Raw genomic sequence first — 16,989 nt, forward strand, 5'->3', positions numbered from 1 at the left:
CCCTTCTGGCGGTGGCCGCCGTCGGGGCGCGGGGCCGGCCGGTGCGGAGGGAGGCCGGCCCGGCGCTCGACGGTCAGCGGAGGAAGGCGGCCGCCACCCCCGCGTCCACGGGAATGTGCAGGCCTGTTGTGTGGGTCAGGTCCGCGCCGGTGAGGGCGAAGACGGCGTTCGCGACGTGCTCGGGGAGCACCTCACGCTTCAGGAGGGTGCGCTGGGCGTAGAACTCGCCCAGTTTCTCCTCGGGTACGCCGTAGACGGCGGCGCGCTTGGCGCCCCAGCCTCCGGCGAAGATGCCCGATCCGCGTACGACGCCGTCCGGGTTGACGCCGTTGACGCGGATGCCGTGCTCGCCCAGTTCGGCGGCGAGCAGGCGTACCTGGTGCGCCTGGTCGGCCTTTGCCGCGCCGTACGCGACGTTGGCCGGCCCGGCGAAGACGGAGTTCTTCGAGGCGATGTAGACGATGTCGCCGCCCATGGCCTGTTCGACCATGACGCGCGCGGTCTCACGGGAGACGAGGAAGGACCCGCGTGCCATCACGTCGTGCTGCAGGTCCCAGTCGCCTGCCGACGTCTCCAGCAGTGGCCGGGACAGGGACAGGCCGGCGTTGTTGACCACGAGGTCGACGCCGCCGAAGGCCAGCACCGCCTGCCGGATCGCCGCGGCCACCTGCGCCTCGTCGGTGACGTCGGCGGCGACCGCGACGGCGACGTCGGCGGCGCGGAACGCTCCGGCGCCCAGCTCCGCGGCGACCTTCTCGGCCGCGGCGACGTCCCGGTCGGCGATGACGACGCAGGCGCCCTCGGCGGCCAGGCGCCGCGCGATGGCCGCGCCGATGCCCGAACCGCCGCCGGTCACGAACGCGACACGGGTGGCGAGGGCCTTCGGCTTCGGCATGCGGGCGAGCTTGGCCTCCTCCAGCTCCCAGTACTCGATGCGGAACTTCTCCGCCTCAGGGATGGGGGCGTAGGAGGAGAGCGCCTCGGCGCCGCGCATCACGTTGATCGCGTTGAGGTAGAACTCGGCGGCCACACGCGCGGTCTGCTTGTCCTTGCCGAACGCGAACATGCCGACACCGGGCACGAGCACGATGGCCGGGTCCGCGCCGCGCATCGGCGGGCTGTCCTGTCCGGCGTACCGCTCGTAGTAGGCGCGGTAGTCCTGCCGGTACGCCTCGTGCAGCTCACGCAGCCGCGCCCGTACGTCGTCCAGGGGGGTGTCCGGCGGCAGGTCGAGGACGAGGGGCCGGACCTTGGTGCGCAGGAAGTGGTCCGGGCAGGAGGTGCCGAGCGCGGCCAGCCGCGGGTGTTCGGCACGGGACAGGAAGTCGAGCACCTCGGGCGCGTCGGTGTAGTGGCCGACCTGCGGCCTGTCCGTCGAGGCGAGGCCTCTGACCAGGGGGAACAGAGCGGCGGCCCGCGCGTGCCGCTCGGCCTCCGGCAGCGGTTCGTGGACCACCGGGCCGAACGGCTCGGGCCGGCCGTTCGCCTCGATGTACGCCTCGGCGGTACGGATGATCTCCAGGGAGTTCGCCTGGCACTCGGCGCTGGTGTCGCCCCAGGCCGTGATGCCGTGGCCGCCGAGGATGACGCCGACGGCCTGCGGGTTGGCCTTCCTGACCGCGGCGATGTCCAGGCCGAGCTGGAAACCGGGCCGCCGCCAGGGCACCCACACGACCCGGTCGCCGAAGACGCGCCGGGTCAGCTCCTCGCCGTCCGCGGAGGTCGCGACGGCGATGCCGGAGTCGGGGTGCAGGTGGTCGACGTGCGCCGCCTCCACCAGGCCGTGCATCGCGGTGTCGATGGAGGGTGCGGCGCCGCCTTTGCCGTGCAGGCAGAAGTCGAACGCGGCGACCATCTCGTCCTCGCGCTCGACGCCCGGGTACACGTCCACGAGCGCGCGCAGCCGGTCGAGGCGCAGCACGGCCAGGCCGGCGGCCTTCAGCGTGCCGAGGTCACCGCCGGAGCCCTTCACCCACATCAGCTCGACAGGTGAGGCCGTGACGGGGTCGGTCTCGACGGCCTTGGCCGAGGTGTTGCCGCCCGCGTAGTTGGTGTTGCGGGGGTCCGATCCCAGCGTGTGGGACCGGTTGAGGAGATCGTCCACCGTGCTCATCAGGCGCCCCACCCGGCGGCCTGGCCGTCCTTGCGCTCGTCGCTGACCCGCTCGAAGTAGCCGGATCGCTTGTAGGCGGCGACCGGGTCCGGGTCCAGGCCCATCTCCTCGCGCAGCTCGCCGAGCAGCGGGCGTACGTCGGTGTTGTAGGCGTCCATCAGCACCGCGTTGGCGCCGAGCACGTCACCGGAGTTCTGGGCCGCGCGCAATGCCTCGACGTCGACGAGCAGGGCCTTGGCCGTGGCCTCCTGCACGTTCATCACCGAGCGGATCTGTCCGTGGATCTTCGGCTCGATGTTGTGGCACTGGTCGAGCATGAAGGCCACGTGCTCGCCGTAGCCGCCGCCCTGGACGACCTCGTGCATGATGCGGAACAGCTGGAAGGGGTCGGCCGCGCCGACCATCAGGTCGTCGTCGGCGTAGAAGCGCGAGTTGAAGTCGAACGCGCCGAGCTTGTTCTCCCGCAGCAGGGAGGCCACGATGAACTCGATGTTGGTGCCCGGCGCGTGGTGCCCGGTGTCCACGACGACCTGTGCCTTGGGGCCGAGGCGCATGCAGTGCGCGTACGCGGTGCCCCAGTCCGGCACGTCCATGGTGTAGAACGCCGGCTCGAAGAGCTTGTACTCCAGCAGGAACCGCTGATCGTCGCCCAGCCGCTCGTACACGACGGCCAGGGCCTCGGCGAGCCGGTCCTGACGGGCCCGGATGTCGTCCTGGCCCGGGTAGTTGGTGCCGTCGGAGAACCACAGCTTCAGGTCGCGTGAGCCGGTCGCGTCCATGATGTCGACGCAGTCCAGCAGGTGGCGCAGCGCCTTCTTGCGGATGGCGGGGTCGGGGTTGGTGACGCTGCCGAGCATGTAGTCGTCGTCCTGGAACACGTTCGAGTTGATCGCCCCGAGACCGACGCCGCGGTCGCGGGCGTGCGCGGCCAGGGCCGCGTAGTCATCGACCCGGTCCCAGGGGATGTGCAGCGCCACGGTCGGCGCGACGCCGGTGAACCGGTGCACCTGGGCCGCGTCGTCGATCTTCTCCTCAGGCGTGCGCGGCACGCCCTGCTGGGCGAACACCTTGAAGCGGGTGCCCGAGTTGCCGTACGCCCATGACGGCGTCTCGATGTGCTGTGTGCGCAGTGCCGCCTTCACGGCCTTTGTGTCGGTCACGAGAATCCCCGATTCTTGCGAGCTCATGCCAGGTGGAAAATTTCGGCGAGCGGCACCATGCCCTCATCGGGTCGACCCTCGAGGTCCTCGAAGAAGGGCGCCATTTCCGCCTGCCAGCGGGCGTTCACCTCGGTGCGCTCCATGGCCGCCTGTGCCGCCTGGAAGTCATCGGTCTCCAGGTAGCCGACGAGCAGGCCGTCGTCGCGCAGGAAGAGGGAGTAGTTGTGCCAGCCCGTCTCGCGCAGCGCCGCCCGCATGTCCGCCCAGACGGCCTCATGACGCCGGCGGTACTCCTCCAGCCGGTCGGTGCGGACCTTCAGCAGGAAGCAGACGCGCTGCACGGGGGGCTCCTTGTCGGTGCGGACGATGGCGGAGCCGCGCCCGTGCGGCCCCGCCCCGCCTCGCTCAGAAGTGGAAGTTGTCGATGTTGTTCTTGTCGAAGACGGTCGGCGGGCCGAGGATGACCTCGCCGTCCGCGCCGATGGTCCGCTCTCCGAGCCGGCCGGCCTTGAACTTCTCGCCCTGGGCCCCGGTGATCTGCCCGGAGGCGAGGGCCGCCGCGGCGTACGAGGCGAGGTAGCCGAGGTCACCCGGGTTCCAAAGCTCGAACTTGCTCACGGTGCCGTCCTTGACGAACTTGCGCATCTGGTTCGGCGTGCCCAGTCCGGAGACCTGGACCTTGCCCTTGTACTTGGAGGCGGAGACGTACCGCGCCGCGGCGGCGATGCCGACCGTGGTCGGGGCGATGATGCCCTTCAGGTCCGGATACGCCTGGAGCAGACCCTGTGTCTGCTGGAAGGACTTCTGGTCGTCGTCGTCGCCGTAGGCGACCTTGACGAGCTGGATGCCGGCGTACTCCGGCTTCTTCAGCTCGTCCTTCATGAAGCCGATCCAGGTGTTCTGGTTGGTGGCGTTGGCGGTCGCGGACAGGATCGCGATCTTGCCCTTGCCGCCGATCAGGTCCGAGATCACCTTGATCTCGCTGCGCCCGATCTCCTCAGAGCTCGCCTGGTTGATGAAGACGTCGCGGCACTCCTTGGCGGCGTCGGAGTCGTACGTGACGACGGCGATCTTGCGGGACATGGCCTGCTTGAGCGGGCCGCACACCGCGTTGGGGTCGTTGGCCGCGATGAGGATCGCGTCCTGCTGCTGCTGGATCAGCGTGTTCAGGTAGGAGATCTGGGACGAGGCGGAGGCGTCGGACGGGCCGACCTCCTTGGCCGTGCCGCCGTACTCCTTGGCGCCGGCGATGCCGGCCTTGTCGACGATCGTCTCGTACGGGTTGTTGACCTGCTTCGGCAGGAACGCGACCTTGAGGCCCTTCTTGATCGGCGCGTTCGGGTTCGCCTTCGCACCGCTCGTCGCGGCTGCTCCGTTGTCGCCGGACGATGACTTCTTGGTGGTACCACCGCATGCGGCGGCACCGACGGCCAGTGCGGCCACGAGTGCCACGGCCGCCATTGGACGTTTGAGCATTTCAACTCCCTTTTTCATTCACTGGGATGAGGCGGAGATGGACCCGCGGGGATGTCGGCGTGCCTCGCGTACTCCCGCGATGATGCGCGGCGTCAGCACCGAGACGATGAGGAGCAGACCCGTGACGATCGACTGGATCTCGGTCGCGACGTCACGGAGCATGAGCAGGTTGCGGAGCAGGCCGATCAGCAGGACACCCGCGACGACGCCCCCGAGGGTGCCGCGACCGCCGTCGAAGTCGACGCCGCCGAGGAGCACGGCCGCGATCACGGCCAGCTCCAGCCCGAGACCGTTGTCGGCGCGGGCACTTCCGTAACGCAACGTGTAGATCGCTCCGGCGAAGGCCGAGACCACGCCGGAGACGACGAAGAGCAGGAGCTTGATGCGCTTCACCCGGATCCCCGCGAAGAACGCGGCCTCCTCCTGCGCGCCGGTCGCGAAGATCGCCCGGCCCGCCCCGGTCGCGTGCAGCACGACCGCGGTGACGATCGCGGCCACGATGAACAGCGCGAACGGATACGGGATCGGGGTGCCCGGAACGGTCTTCGTGGCCAGGTCCGCGTAGTTCTGCGGGAACTGGGCCACCGCCTTGGTCCCGAGCACGACGTAGGCGAGCCCGCGGTAGAGCGTCAGCGTGCCGATCGTGACGGCCAGCGACGGCAGCCCGAGCCGGGTGACGAGCAGTCCGTTGACCAGCCCCGCGATCGCGCCGACGATGATCAGGAGCGGAATGATCGTCTCGATCGCCCAGCCGGCGTCCCACAGGGCGCCGAGCAGGGCGCTCGACAGGCCCAGCACCGAGGCCACCGACAGGTCCACCTCGGCGGCGACGACCAGCAGGGTCATCGGCAGCGCGATCAGCGCGATCTCGCTGAGGTCATCGAGGGCGAAGGACAGGTTGTCGCTGGTGGCGAAGTCGGGCGTGCCGAGGGCGCCACCGGCGAACACCACGATCAGCAGTGCGGTGACGATGACGTCCCAGCGGACCAGCCGGGTCACGGGGTTCGGCAGAGCACCGGGGGAGCTCGTCTTCACGGGTGCGTCAGGCGCCATGACGGACGTTCCTCCTTCGCAGCGCGCGGGTGACGCGCAGGCTGAGCAGGCGGTCGACACTGATGGCCAGGAGCAGCAGGAGGCCGGAGATGGCGTCCTGCCAGAAGGAGTTGACCTTCAGCACCACCAGGACGCTGCCGATCGTGGTGAGCAGCAGGGCGCCGAGCGCGGCGCCGTAGACGGTGCCGAGCCCGCCGACGATGGCGACGCCGCCGACCACGACCGCGGCGACCACGCGCAGCTCCCAGCCGTGCGCCGCGTCCGCCACGACGGTCCCGAACCGGGCCAGCCACAGCACCCCGGCCAGGCCCGCGAGGATCCCGCTGCAGGCGTACGCGGTCAGGATCCGCCGGCGGATGGACAGGCCCGCGAGCCGGGCCGCGTCGGGGTTCGAGCCGATCGCGTAGAACTCACGGCCGGACGGATAGGAGCGCAGGTAGTACCCGACGGCCAGCATGACCACGACGGTGATCAGCGGCAGGTACGGGATGCCCAGGACGCTGCCGCTGCCGAGCTCCAGCAGGGAGTTCGGAACGTCGGCGGCGTTGATCTGCTGCCCGTGCGCCCAGTAGTAGTCCAGGCCCTGGATGACGTACAGCGTGCCGAGGGTGACCACCAGCGCCGGGACGCGGAAGAAGCTGACCAGCACCCCGTTCACCAGGCCGCAGACCGCGCCGATCGCCATTCCCAGGATCAGCACGAGGACGATGTTGCGGTCGTGGCCGAGGACGAACTTGCCCGAGGCGAACGCGACGAGGCCCACCACCGAGCCGACCGACAGGTCGATGTTGCGGGTGATGACGACCATCGTCTGCCCGACCGCGAGCAGCGCGAGGATCGAGGCGTTCAGGAAGATGTCCTTGACGCCCTGCTGGGACAGGAACGAGGAGTTGGCCGCGGTCGTCACGACGACGAGCACGATCAGCGCGGCGAGGATGCTCAGCTCACGTGCGCGCAGGACGGTGTCGACGAGCCGGCGCCCGCCGCCGCCGGTCTCGGCGCCGGCCTCGGTCGTGGTGATCGTCGCCATTACGCGGCCTCCCGCCGGTTGCGGCCGGTCGCGGCGGCCACCACGGTCTCCTCGGTGGCCTCGTCCCGCGGGATCTCGGCGGCGAGCCGCCCCTCGTACATGACGAGCACCCGGTCGGCCATGCCCAGCACCTCGGGGAGGTCGGAGGAGATCATCAGGACCGCCAGGCCGTCGGCCGCCAGCTCCGACAGGAGCCGGTGCACCTCCGCCTTGGTGCCGACGTCGATCCCCCGTGTCGGCTCGTCCACGATCAGCACGGTCGGCTCGGTGGAGAGCCACTTGGCGAGTACGACCTTCTGCTGGTTGCCGCCGGACAGCACGCCGACCGCGTCGCTCAGGCGTGCGTACTTCAGCTGGAGCCGGATCGCCCAGTCGGCGGCACGGTCCCGCTCGGCGCGGCGGGAGACGAGCGGGCCACGGCGAAGTGCGCGAAGGGTGGTCAGGCCGATGTTGCGTTCGATCGAACCGTCCATGACCAGGCCCTGCTGGCGCCGGTCCTCCGGTACGAGAGCGATCCCCGCCGACATCGCCGCGGTGGGACTGCCACCGGGCAGCCGCCGGCCGCCCACCGTGACCGAGCCCGCGTCGTAGCGGTCGACGCCGAAGACGGCGCGTACCACCTCGCTGCGGCCGGCCCCGACCAGCCCGGCGAGGGCGACGATCTCCCCCGTGCGCACCTCGAACGACACGTCGGTGAAGACGCCCTCGCGGGTCAGCCGCTCGACCTTCAGGACGGCCTCGCCGACGGTCGTGTCCTGCTTGGGGTAGAGCGTGTCGAGCTCGCGGCCGACCATCCGCTGGACCAGGTCGTCGGGTGTGATGCCCTGGAGTTCCTCGGTCGCGATGAGCCGGCCGTCGCGCAGCGTCGTCACCCGCTGGCACAGCTCGAAGATCTCTTCCAGCCGGTGCGAGATGAACAGCAGCGCGCAGCCCTGCTCGCGCAGCGTGCGTGCGACGGTGAACAGCCGCGCGACCTCGTTCCCGGACAGCGCGGCGGTCGGCTCGTCCATGACCAGCACCCGGGCGTCGCGGGACAGGGCCTTGGCGATCTCGACGATCTGCTGGTCGGCGATGGACAGGCCGCGCGCGGGCCGGTCCGGGTCCAGGGAGACGCCGAGGCGCTCGAACAGCGCCGCGGTCTGCGCCCTCAGCGCCCGGCGGTCGATCCGGCCGAGGCCGGCGCGTGGCTGGCGGCCCATGAAGATGTTCTCCGCGACCGAGAGGTCGGGGAACAACGTCGGCTCCTGGTAGATGACGGCAACGCCGGCGTGCTGCGCGTCGCCGGGCCCGCGGAAGTCGCGTGGGCTCCCGTCGAGCAGGACCTGGCCCTCGTCCGGCCGGTGCACGCCCGCCAGGATCTTGACCAGCGTGGACTTGCCCGCGCCGTTCTCGCCGGCGAGCGCATGGATCTCTCCGCCGCGCAGGTCGATCGAGACGTCCTGGAGTGCCCGCACCGCGCCGAACGCCATGCTGACGCGTTCGAGCGCGAGGATCGGAGGCGACTCACTCATGCTTCGCTCCACGGAAGGTGAACGATGTAAAAACGTTTTAACGAGATTGACCCGGGACGCTAGGTCTGACCGCCGGATACGTCAAGAGGGCGAAACGACCGGCTTCTGCCGCCACCCGCCGTGATCATGCCTCTGATCTGCAAGATTGCGACTCGGATAACGAGACGGTCACTCTCTGGGCGATCTTGAAGTCCGGATGCGCCCGGTTGACACGTTTTAATTAGCGCGCCAAAGTGAACGCCACTTGCAGGGTAAGAGAGGCGCGGCAGAGCGATGGTCACCGTGGGTATCAAGGAGGTCGCGCAGCGGGCGGGCGTGTCCCCGGGCACCGTCTCGAACGTGCTGAACCGGCCGGAGCGCGTGGCCGCCGCGACGCGTTCGCGGGTCGAGCAGGCCATCCGCGAGCTCGGCTTCGTACGCAACGGCTCGGCCTCGACCCTGCGGGCCGGCCAGAGCCGTGCCGTCGGGCTCGTCGTCCTGGACGTGGGCAACCCGTTCTTCGTCGAGGTCGCGCGCGGTGTCGAGGACGTCGTCAGCGACCGCGACCACGCCGTCATCCTCTGCAACTCGGGCGAGTCACCGGAGAAGGAGTCCCGCAACCTGCGGGTGCTGGCCGAGCAGCGGGTACGCGGCGTGCTCATCACTCCGGCGGCGGACGACACCTCCGACCTGCTGCGGCTGCGCGACCGTGGAGTCGCGGTGGTGCTCGTGGACCACCCCGCCTCGGGTGACATCTGCTCGGTCGCCGTGGACGACGTGGCCGGCGGCGAGCTCGCGGTGCGTCACCTCATCGAGGGCGGCGCCCGGCGCATAGCCTTCGTGAGCGGCCCGCGGGCGATCCGCCAGTGCAGTGACCGGCGCCGCGGCGCCGTGCGCGCGCTGGAGTCGGCGGGGCTGCCCGCCGAGAGCCTGGCCGACATCGTGGTCCCCGAGATGACCGCGCAGGGCGGAAGGCTGGCCGGCCGGACGCTGCTGGATGAGGGATTGCCGGACGCCGTCTTCTGCGCGAACGACCTGCTCGCGCTGGGTGTCCTCCGCGTCCTGTCGCAGGCAGGGGTGCGCGTCCCGAAGGACGTCACCCTCATCGGCTACGACGACATCGAGTTCAGCTCGGCCGCCGCCGTACCCCTCAGCTCGGTCCGCCAGCCGACCTACCAGCTCGGCAAAATCGCCACGGAGCTGCTCCTGGACGAGTGCGACGACCCCGAGGGGCACGCGCACCAGCAGATCATGTTCCAGCCCGAGCTGGTCGTCCGCGAGTCGAGCGGCTGAGATGGGGTCCTACGCCGCGGTGGATCTCGGTGCCTCCAGCGGCCGGGTGATGCTCGCCCAGCTGAGCGAGGACCGGCTGACGCTGCACGAGGCGCACCGGTTCGCCAACCGGCCCGTACGCGTGGCCGGCACGCTGTACTGGGACATCCTCGGCCTGTACCGCGAGATCCTCGACGGCTTGCGAAGCGCCGGGGGCGCCGACTCGATCGGCATCGACTCGTGGGCCGTGGACTACGGGCTGCTGGACTCCTCCGGCGCGCTCATCGGCAACCCCGTGCACTACCGCGACAGCCGTACGGACGGCGTCATGGAGCGGGTCGTCGGCCAGATCGGCGCGGACACGCTGTACGACGTCGGCGGCCTGCAGTTCCTGCCGTTCAACACGGTCTACCAGCTGGTGGCCTCGGCCCCTCCCCCGCGGGCACGGACGCTGCTGATGATCCCCGATCTGCTCACGTACTGGCTCACCGGTGAGACCGGCGCCGAGGTGACCAACGCCTCGACCACCGGCCTGTACGACGTCCGCGCCGGCGAGTGGGCGTACCCGCTCATCGAGCGGCTCGGCCTGTCACGCCGGCTCTTCACGCCCCTGCGACGGCCGGGCACCACCGCCGGAACCCTGCGCCCCGAGGTCGCCGCCGAGACCGGGCTGCCGTCGTCGCTGCCGGTCACGGCGGTGGGCTCGCACGACACGGCCTCGGCGGTCTTCGCGGTCCCCGCCTCGGACGACCGTTTCGGGTACGTCTCGTGCGGCACCTGGTCGCTCGCCGGCGTGGAGCTCACCGCCCCGGTGCTGACCGCCGAGAGCCGCAGGTCCGGGTTCACCAACGAGGTCGGCGTCGACGGCACCATCCGCTACCTGCGCAACATCATGGGCCTGTGGCTGCTGCAGGAGTCGCTGCGCACCTGGGGGGCCGAGGAGTCCCTGCCCTCGCTGCTCGCCGCCGCGGCGGACGCCCCGCCGTTCGCCGCGCTCGTGGACCCCGGCGACCAGGAGTTCCTGGCACCCGGCGACATGCCCGCGCGGATCGCCGCCCACTGTGAGCGGACCGGCCAGCGGCCGCCCGCGGACCGGGCGGCGACGGTCCGCTGCATCATCGAAAGCCTCGCGATCGGCCATCGCGCGGCGATACGGGAGGCGGCGCGGCTGTCCGGGCGCGCGGTCGACGTCGTGCACGTCGTCGGCGGTGGCGCGCGCAACGCCCTGCTGTGCCGGTTGACCGCCGACGCGTGCGGCCTGCCGGTGGTGGCCGGCCCGGTCGAGGCGACCGCGATCGGCAACGCGCTGGTCCAGGCACGCGCCCACGGCTTCACCGGCGACCCGCGCGACCTCGTACGACGCACCCAGGACCTGACCGTCTACCGGCCGAGCGGGGACGATGCCGCGTGGGACCGCGCGGCGTCGCGCATCGGGCTGAGCTAGGCCCACCCTCGGCGACCAGGGCCGCGCGACTCCGTCACGACTTCCAGGCGGGCATGACGTCGAACGGGGTGGCGATCTTGGCAGGGTCGCGTTCGACGAGGTCGCCGTGGACGTCGTCGACGAAGGCCGCGTCGATGCGGGCCATGACGTCCGGGTCGAGCTTCCGGCCCGCGGCGGCGGTGTTCTCGCGCAGCTGTTCGGGGCGGGAGGCGCCGACGATGGCGCTGGAGACGCCGGGGTTCTGCAGCACCCACGCGACGGCGAGCTGGGCGAGCGTGAGGCCGGCCTCGTCGGCGACCGGGCGCAGGCGTTGCACGGCGGACAGCACCGAGTCGCCGAGATAGCGGCCGACGAAGCGGGAACCGCGGGCGTCCGTGGCGCGACTCTGCTCAGGTGCCTTCCCCTGAGGCAGGTACTTGCCGGTCAACGTGCCCTGGGCGACCGGCGAGAAGACGATCTGCGCCAGGCCCAGGCGTTCGCTGGTGGGCAGGACCTCCTTCTCGATGACCCGCCAGAGCATGGAGTACTGCGGCTGGTTGGAGACCAGCGAGACTCCCAGCTCGGCCGCGAGGGCGGCGGCGGCCTCGATCTGGGCCGGACGCCACTCGGAGACTCCGAGGTAGAGGACCTTTCCCTGCCTCACCAGGTCGGCGAAGGCCGTCATCGTCTCTTCCAGCGGCGTCTCGTCGTCGTAGCGGTGCGCCTGGTAGAGGTCGACGTAGTCGGTGCCGAGGTTGCGCAGGGAGGTGTGGCAGCTCTCCATGATGTGCTTGCGGGACAGCCCGCGGTCGTTCGGCCCGGGGCCGGAGGGCAGGCAGACCTTGGTGAGGATCTCCACCGACCCCCTGCGTACGCCGGACAGCGCGGCCCCGAGAACACGTTCCGCGGCGCCGTAGTCGGGGCTGCCGTAGACGTCCGCGGTGTCGAACGTGGTGATCCCCTCGTCCAGAGCCGCGGCCACGCACCGGCGCGCGTTCTCCGCCGCCTCACTGGAGTGGGTGAGCCAGTTGCCGTAGGTGATCGCGCTGACGGTCAGGCCGCCGGCGCCGAGCCTGCGATAGTCCATAGGCGCCCACGCTAACGGCACACGTGTCCCGGAAGTACTCGCCCGTACCAGGAGCATCGCGAGCGATCGGACCTTAGGTAGATCTTTTACGATCACGACGTTTGTCGCGTAAATTCCCTACACTTTGCTCACCTGCACGGTTATGGTGCCTGGCATGCGTTTTGTCCCCTTCGTCCTGGTTCTTGCTGCGTTGATCGTGGGCATCCCCTCCCTCGCCTCCGCCATCACCAACGGCACCCCCGACGGTGAGAGCCACCCGGCCGTGGGTGCGCTGGTCGGCACCAAGGCGTTCCCGGACGGCACGTGGTCCTACTGCACCGGCACCCTCATCTCACCGACCGTCTTCCTGACCGCGGCGCACTGCGGCGACGCCGGGCAGAAGACCGCGATGGTCTCCTTCTCGAGCCGCTACCAGCTCGGTGCGGGCGTCTACGTCGGCCGCTACGAGACCGACCCGCTGTACAGCGCCAAGTCCGAACTCCACGACATCGCGGTGGTCGTCTTCAACACCCCGATCCCGGGCATCAAGCCCGCCCGGCTGCCGACGGCGGGCATGCTCGACCAGCTCCAGTCCAACGGCACCCTCGCGACGTCGGCCTTCACCCCGGTCGGGTACGGCTCGGTGACGCCGACCGACCACGGGCGGGCGTTCCACTACTCCGATATCCGCCGCCGTACGTCCATCTCCTACGGCGCCCTCACCGGAAGCTGGCTCAAGCTGTCGGAGAACTCCGCGAAGAAGGACGGGGGCACCTGCTACGGCGACTCGGGCGGCCCGAACTTCCTCGGCGGCCCGACCTCGGACCTGCTCGTGGCCACCACGATCAGCGGGGACGACGACGTCTGCAAGGCGACCAACCTGGACTACCGGCTGGACACCGAGGCGGCCCGCACGTTCCTCGGAAAGTACGTCACCCTGCCCTGACCGTCTGGTGAACTTCGCCCCGTCGGGGACGCCAGTGCACGATCATGGTTCAGGTGGCTCCTATCGTGGTCCTGATCTTCATCGGCGTGGCCGTGGCCCTCCTGACCGCCCTCGTCGTGGCGGCCCGGAACGGAGCCATCAGGGCCGAACGACACAAGAGGGACACCCTCTACGCCTGGACGATGACCAACGGCTGGCAGATGCACGAGGGCGACGTCAACACCTCGTGGCGGCAGCGGCTTTCCGGCCTGCGGCAATTCGGCATCCGCCGGATCGTCTTCTCCACCGTCCACGGCCTGCCGGTCACGGTCGCCGACTGCCACTACACGACGGAGAGCACCGACGGCGAAGGCCGCTCCACCAGCCAGCGCGTGAACCTGTCGGTCTTCGTGGCGCGGCTGCCCGGCGGATGGCCCGACATCGAGGTCCGCAACCGCCGCATGGGCTCGCGGTTCATGCGAGCACTGGGACGCCAGTCGCCGGTCGAGATCGGGCACGCGGAGTTCGACCGGCGGTTCAAGGTGGTGACGGCGGACCCGCGAGCGGCACACGTCCTGCTCTCCCCAGCACTCGTCGACGCCCACCTCCGGAATCAGGCGCCGCCGTGGAGTCTCCGCGGCGGCGAACTGATGACCATCGAACAGGGCCGCCTGACCATCGAGCGGATCGGTCCGGGGGTCCAGCGGCTCGGCTGGCTCGCCGAGGCACTCGGCTACCGGGCCTGACCTCCGGTCACGCGGGCGGCGTGAAGGTGCAGGGCAGTCGCTTGTAGCCGTTGATGAAGCCGGACAGCAGGCGGTCGGGCTCACCGGCCGTACGGATGTCCGGCACCCGGGTGAACAGCTCCTTGAGCATGATGGTGATCTCGCGGCGGGCGAGGTTGGCACCGAGGCAGAAGTGCGGACCCGGGCCGCCGAAGCCGACGTGCGGGTTGGGGTCGCGGGTGATGTCGAAGACGTCCGGCCGGTCGAAGACGGTCTCGTCGCGGTTGGCCGAGTTGTAGAACAGCAGCACCTTGTCGCCGGTCTTGTAGGTGTGCCCGTTCATCTCGTGGTCGCGGGTGACGTTCCGGCGCATGTAGATGACCGGCGTGGCGTAGCGGACGATCTCCTCGACGGCGCCGCCGATCCGGCCGTCGAAGTCCTCGAGCAGCAGGCGCCGCTGCTCCGGGAAGTCGGTGAACAGCTTCAGCGCGTGGCTGAGCGCCGTACGCGTCGTCTCGTTGCCCGCCACCACGAGCAGCAGGAAGAACGACCCGAGCTCCCGCGTGGTGAGCCGCTCACCGTCCAGGTTGGCGTTGACGAGGGCCGAGGTCAGGTCGTCGGTCGGGTTCTTCATCCGCTCGCGGCCCAGGCCGGCGGCGAGACGGTGCAGGTCACGCGCCGCCCAGACGATCTTGAAGAGGGCGCGTGCCATGCCGAGCCGGCTCGGGCTGTCCGCGTCGACGCCGGTGTACTCGGCGTCGGAGTTGCCGAGGATGACGTTGGTCCGCGCGATGACCCGCGCGTAGTCGCGTTCGGGGATGCCGAGCATGTCGCAGATGATCTCGACCGGCAGCCGTACCGCCACCTTCTCGACGAAGTCCCCCGGGCCTGAGGCGATCAGCTCGTCGACGATGCGCGTCGCGCGCCGCCGTACGTCGTCCTCGGTCTTGGCCAGCATCCTCGGCGTGAAGGCGCGAGAGACGATCCGGCGGATCTTGGCGTGCCGCGGGTCGTCCATGTTGATCAGCGAGCCGAAGAACGGCCCCATGTACGCGGGCAGGTCCGGGATCGTGGTCGCGCTGGGCTCACTGCTGAAGACGTCCTGGTGACGGCTCGCCTCGCTCACGTCGGCATGCCGCACGAGCGCCCAGTAGCCCTTGCCCGAGCGGACGAGCGGCACCGACACTTCGCCGAAGAACGCGGGTTGCCCCTGGTCGCGCAGCACCTTGAAGGCGGCCATCCGCTCATCCAGGGGACGCGCCCAGAACTCCATCGGGGACAGGTCGATGCCCCGGACACCGGGAGCCGAGTCAGTCGCCATACCCGCACCGCCCCATCCCGACATAAGTGACCAGTTACATCAAACCACACTCGGGTCACGGCCGAAAAGAAGAGGGTAGCGGCTACTTGCTCCCTGGAGTTCCGACCCGCCCTGGGCTTCTGTGGCGCAGGACGACGGTGATGCTCTGGGTCTCGCCGATGTTGCCGGCGGCGTCGACGGCGCGGTACTCGATCGTGTGCCTGCCGTAGCCCGGCGTCATTTCGTCCCAGGGTGTGGCGCGCGCGGGCCGGCCCAGCTTGCCGTAGACCAGATGGTCGATCTCGGTGCCCAGCGGCGTGAAGACGAACGGCGCGGCCGGGTCGTCCGGCCAGCCGAAGTAGCGGAACCATCCGTCGCCGTCGACCTGGAACTCGGCCAGTGCGGGGCCGCCGGAGTCGCGCGGGGTCAGCCTCATGGTGAACCGCTCGTCGAAGACGTACTCCCCGCCGGTGACCGCGGCGGGCCGGGAGAGTTCGTAGGAGACCTCGGGGCGCTGCGCGTCGACCTTCCAGCTCAGCGTCTTCGCGCCGGTCCGCGCGGTGACCGTGTGCGTGCCCGCGTCGAGGTGGAACGGTGCCAGGGCGAGGTCACCGCCCCTGCCCGCGACCGGACGGCCGTCGAGGCGCCAGTGCACGACCGGCACCGACCGCGTGGGATGGGTCGTCTCGGCGTAGATCACGTCGTCGGCACCGACATCGGTGCTCTCCGGCGTGGTGTCGCCGAACACCACCGGCGTCGCGGCCTCCGGCGTACGTACGCGCGTGTCGACCGTCCACGTACGGGTCTGGGTCAGGGCGGCCGAGGACCTGATCGCCGGGTCGCGGACGAAGCCGGTCGGGTCGGTGACCTCTCCTGTGAGCGTGTGCCGGCCGGGCGCGGGACGGAGCCGGGCGAGGTCGAGGTACGGCCGGGCGCCCGCCTTCCGGCCGTCGAGCCGCCACGTGATCCGCAGCCGATGGTCGACCGGATGCATCGTCTCCAGCCAGACGACGCGGTCGGCGCCGATCGGTGCCCCGTCCGGAGTGCTCGCCTGGATGAGGCTCACCTTCGCGGAGATGGCCTGGGTCATGCGCTCGCGCGCGACCTGGTCGTACGCGTACCCGAGCGTCTTCATCATCGAGTGCTCGCTGGGCCGCCAGACGCCCTTCGTGGCGTACATCCCGCCTTCGTAGCGGCCGATCTCGCCGCCGGAGGTGCTCGGCTCTCCCAGCCAGCGCCACCACTTGCGGTGCTGCTCGCGCATCTCCCGCCCGGTCAGCACGGTGTGCTGGATCGAGTCCGGTTCGGACCCGGCGTACGCGCCGCCGGGCACGCCGCGGCGGTAGTAGTCGTACTCGTCCTGGAGTCCGCCGAGGGTGTGGCCCAGCTCGTGCGGCATGATCAGCGACGCCATGGCGTTGCCACCCGAGGCGGTCGCGTACGTGCCGCCGGTGCCGCCGTAGGTCGTGCTGTTGGCGAGCGCGACGATCTGGCGGTCGGCGGCGCCGGGAACCAGGTCGGCGTACGCCTCGGCGGCCTTCGCGTTCACGACCAGCCGGCGCCGCATGTCCTCACGGTCGCAGCCGTCCCAGAACGCCATGCCCAGCGGCGTCCGGCGTATCTTGTCGCCCGGCTCGGGATCACAGCTCACCCCGGACTCCCCCGAGGTGATCTCGACGCGGTAGACGTTGAGGTAGCTGCGGTAGGACTTCCAGGGCTCGAACGCGAACAGCATCGCGAGCTGGTCCGCGACGTCGCGCCGGAACTTGGGCATGTCGGCGGCGGTGTAACCGTCGCCGAGCAGGATGAGGTTGAACCGCTTGGCCGGATCCCCCGTCACCTGCAGGGGAACGACCCGCGCGGCGACCTCGGCGCGCGCCGGTGCCCCGGCCAGGACGGGCAGCAGGAACGCGGCCGCGACGGCGCGTCTCGGGGCTGATCCGCGGGAGACCATCG

14 protein-coding genes are annotated in these 16,989 nt (G+C 70.4%); 4 read left to right on the forward strand and 10 right to left on the reverse strand.

All coding sequences use genetic code 11. From position 1 onward, the window contains the following. Positions 1-73 precede the first annotated feature (73 nt). The 7 genes from FB559_RS40445 to FB559_RS40475 all read right to left on the reverse strand — a co-directional run bounded on the left by FB559_RS40445 (position 74) and on the right by FB559_RS40475 (position 8,343). A complete protein-coding gene (locus FB559_RS40445) occupies positions 74-2,113 on the reverse strand; it encodes a bifunctional aldolase/short-chain dehydrogenase (RefSeq protein ID WP_141962867.1) in 2,040 nt (679 codons plus the stop codon). Next, positions 2,113-3,273 (reverse strand): L-rhamnose isomerase, encoded by a 1,161-nt coding sequence (gene rhaI / locus FB559_RS40450; protein WP_141962868.1) that lies wholly within the window; start codon positions 3,271-3,273, stop codon positions 2,113-2,115. Before rhaI ends, FB559_RS40445 begins: the two co-directional genes overlap by 1 nt. Positions 3,274-3,296: 23 nt before the next feature. Beyond that, positions 3,297-3,614 carry an L-rhamnose mutarotase gene (locus tag FB559_RS40455; protein WP_141962869.1) on the reverse strand — a complete coding sequence of 106 codons (318 nt, stop codon included), beginning with the start codon at positions 3,612-3,614 and terminating at the stop codon, positions 3,297-3,299. 64 nt (positions 3,615-3,678) lie between these two features. Continuing rightward, complete coding sequence (rhaS, locus tag FB559_RS40460; RefSeq protein ID WP_141962870.1) at positions 3,679-4,749, reverse strand: rhamnose ABC transporter substrate-binding protein; 1,071 nt, start codon at positions 4,747-4,749, stop codon at positions 3,679-3,681. An 18-nt stretch (positions 4,750-4,767) separates the two neighbouring features. Beyond that, complete coding sequence (locus FB559_RS40465; RefSeq protein ID WP_141962871.1) at positions 4,768-5,802, reverse strand: ABC transporter permease; 1,035 nt, start codon at positions 5,800-5,802, stop codon at positions 4,768-4,770. Then, positions 5,792-6,832, reverse strand: coding sequence for an ABC transporter permease (locus tag FB559_RS40470; RefSeq protein ID WP_141962872.1), 1,041 nt, complete (start codon positions 6,830-6,832; stop codon positions 5,792-5,794). The genes FB559_RS40465 and FB559_RS40470 overlap by 11 nt, the downstream gene beginning before the upstream one ends. Beyond that, positions 6,832-8,343 carry a sugar ABC transporter ATP-binding protein gene (locus FB559_RS40475; protein WP_141962873.1) on the reverse strand — a complete coding sequence of 504 codons (1,512 nt, stop codon included), beginning with the start codon at positions 8,341-8,343 and terminating at the stop codon, positions 6,832-6,834. The genes FB559_RS40470 and FB559_RS40475 overlap by 1 nt, the downstream gene beginning before the upstream one ends. A gap of 273 nt (positions 8,344-8,616) precedes the next feature. Between FB559_RS40475 and FB559_RS40480 the strand changes: the two genes are divergently transcribed. Next, positions 8,617-9,615, forward strand: coding sequence for a LacI family DNA-binding transcriptional regulator (locus FB559_RS40480; protein WP_141962874.1), 999 nt, complete (start codon positions 8,617-8,619; stop codon positions 9,613-9,615). Between the two features lies 1 nt (position 9,616). Continuing rightward, a complete protein-coding gene (locus FB559_RS40485; RefSeq protein ID WP_141962875.1) occupies positions 9,617-11,038 on the forward strand; it encodes a rhamnulokinase in 1,422 nt (473 codons plus the stop codon). A gap of 34 nt (positions 11,039-11,072) precedes the next feature. Here FB559_RS40485 and FB559_RS40490 read toward each other — a convergent pair whose 3' ends face one another. After that, entirely contained in the window at positions 11,073-12,104 is a 1,032-nt protein-coding gene (locus FB559_RS40490; protein ID WP_141962876.1) for an aldo/keto reductase family protein, read from the reverse strand. A gap of 154 nt (positions 12,105-12,258) precedes the next feature. Between FB559_RS40490 and FB559_RS40495 the strand changes: the two genes are divergently transcribed. Then, positions 12,259-13,029: a S1 family peptidase gene (locus FB559_RS40495; protein ID WP_141962877.1), complete on the forward strand. Its 771-nt coding sequence runs from the start codon at positions 12,259-12,261 to the stop codon at positions 13,027-13,029. 53 nt (positions 13,030-13,082) lie between these two features. Next, positions 13,083-13,754 (forward strand): hypothetical protein, encoded by a 672-nt coding sequence (locus tag FB559_RS40500; RefSeq protein WP_141962878.1) that lies wholly within the window; start codon positions 13,083-13,085, stop codon positions 13,752-13,754. 7 nt (positions 13,755-13,761) lie between these two features. On the opposite strand, the gene FB559_RS40505 is transcribed toward FB559_RS40500, so the two are convergent. Both FB559_RS40505 and FB559_RS40510 read right to left on the reverse strand, forming a co-directional pair. Next, positions 13,762-15,054, reverse strand: coding sequence for a cytochrome P450 (locus FB559_RS40505; RefSeq protein ID WP_141962879.1), 1,293 nt, complete (start codon positions 15,052-15,054; stop codon positions 13,762-13,764). 82 nt (positions 15,055-15,136) lie between these two features. Continuing rightward, complete coding sequence (locus FB559_RS40510; protein WP_141962880.1) at positions 15,137-16,987, reverse strand: M64 family metallopeptidase; 1,851 nt, start codon at positions 16,985-16,987, stop codon at positions 15,137-15,139. Positions 16,988-16,989 lie beyond the last annotated feature (2 nt).

Origin of the sequence: Actinoallomurus bryophytorum (assembly GCF_006716425.1) — a bacterium.
GTDB classification, from domain to species: Bacteria; Actinomycetota; Actinomycetes; order Streptosporangiales; family Streptosporangiaceae; genus Actinoallomurus; species Actinoallomurus bryophytorum.

Bases quoted from the DNA above. Each gene is read 5' to 3' on its own strand.
- FB559_RS40445 (WP_141962867.1), bottom strand. From the start codon at position 2,113: ATGAGCACGGTGGACGATCTCCTCAACCGGTCCCACACGCTGGGATCG.
- rhaS (WP_141962870.1), bottom strand. From the start codon at position 4,749: ATGCTCAAACGTCCAATGGCGGCCGTGGCACTCGTGGCCGCACTGGCC.
- FB559_RS40465 (WP_141962871.1), bottom strand. From the start codon at position 5,802: ATGGCGCCTGACGCACCCGTGAAGACGAGCTCCCCCGGTGCTCTGCCG.
- FB559_RS40470 (WP_141962872.1), bottom strand. From the start codon at position 6,832: ATGGCGACGATCACCACGACCGAGGCCGGCGCCGAGACCGGCGGCGGC.
- FB559_RS40475 (WP_141962873.1), bottom strand. From the start codon at position 8,343: ATGAGTGAGTCGCCTCCGATCCTCGCGCTCGAACGCGTCAGCATGGCG.
- FB559_RS40480 (WP_141962874.1), top strand. From the start codon at position 8,617: ATGGTCACCGTGGGTATCAAGGAGGTCGCGCAGCGGGCGGGCGTGTCC.
- FB559_RS40485 (WP_141962875.1), top strand. From the start codon at position 9,617: ATGGGGTCCTACGCCGCGGTGGATCTCGGTGCCTCCAGCGGCCGGGTG.
- FB559_RS40490 (WP_141962876.1), bottom strand. From the start codon at position 12,104: ATGGACTATCGCAGGCTCGGCGCCGGCGGCCTGACCGTCAGCGCGATC.
- FB559_RS40495 (WP_141962877.1), top strand. From the start codon at position 12,259: ATGCGTTTTGTCCCCTTCGTCCTGGTTCTTGCTGCGTTGATCGTGGGC.
- FB559_RS40505 (WP_141962879.1), bottom strand. From the start codon at position 15,054: ATGGCGACTGACTCGGCTCCCGGTGTCCGGGGCATCGACCTGTCCCCG.
- FB559_RS40510 (WP_141962880.1), bottom strand. From the start codon at position 16,987: ATGGTCTCCCGCGGATCAGCCCCGAGACGCGCCGTCGCGGCCGCGTTC.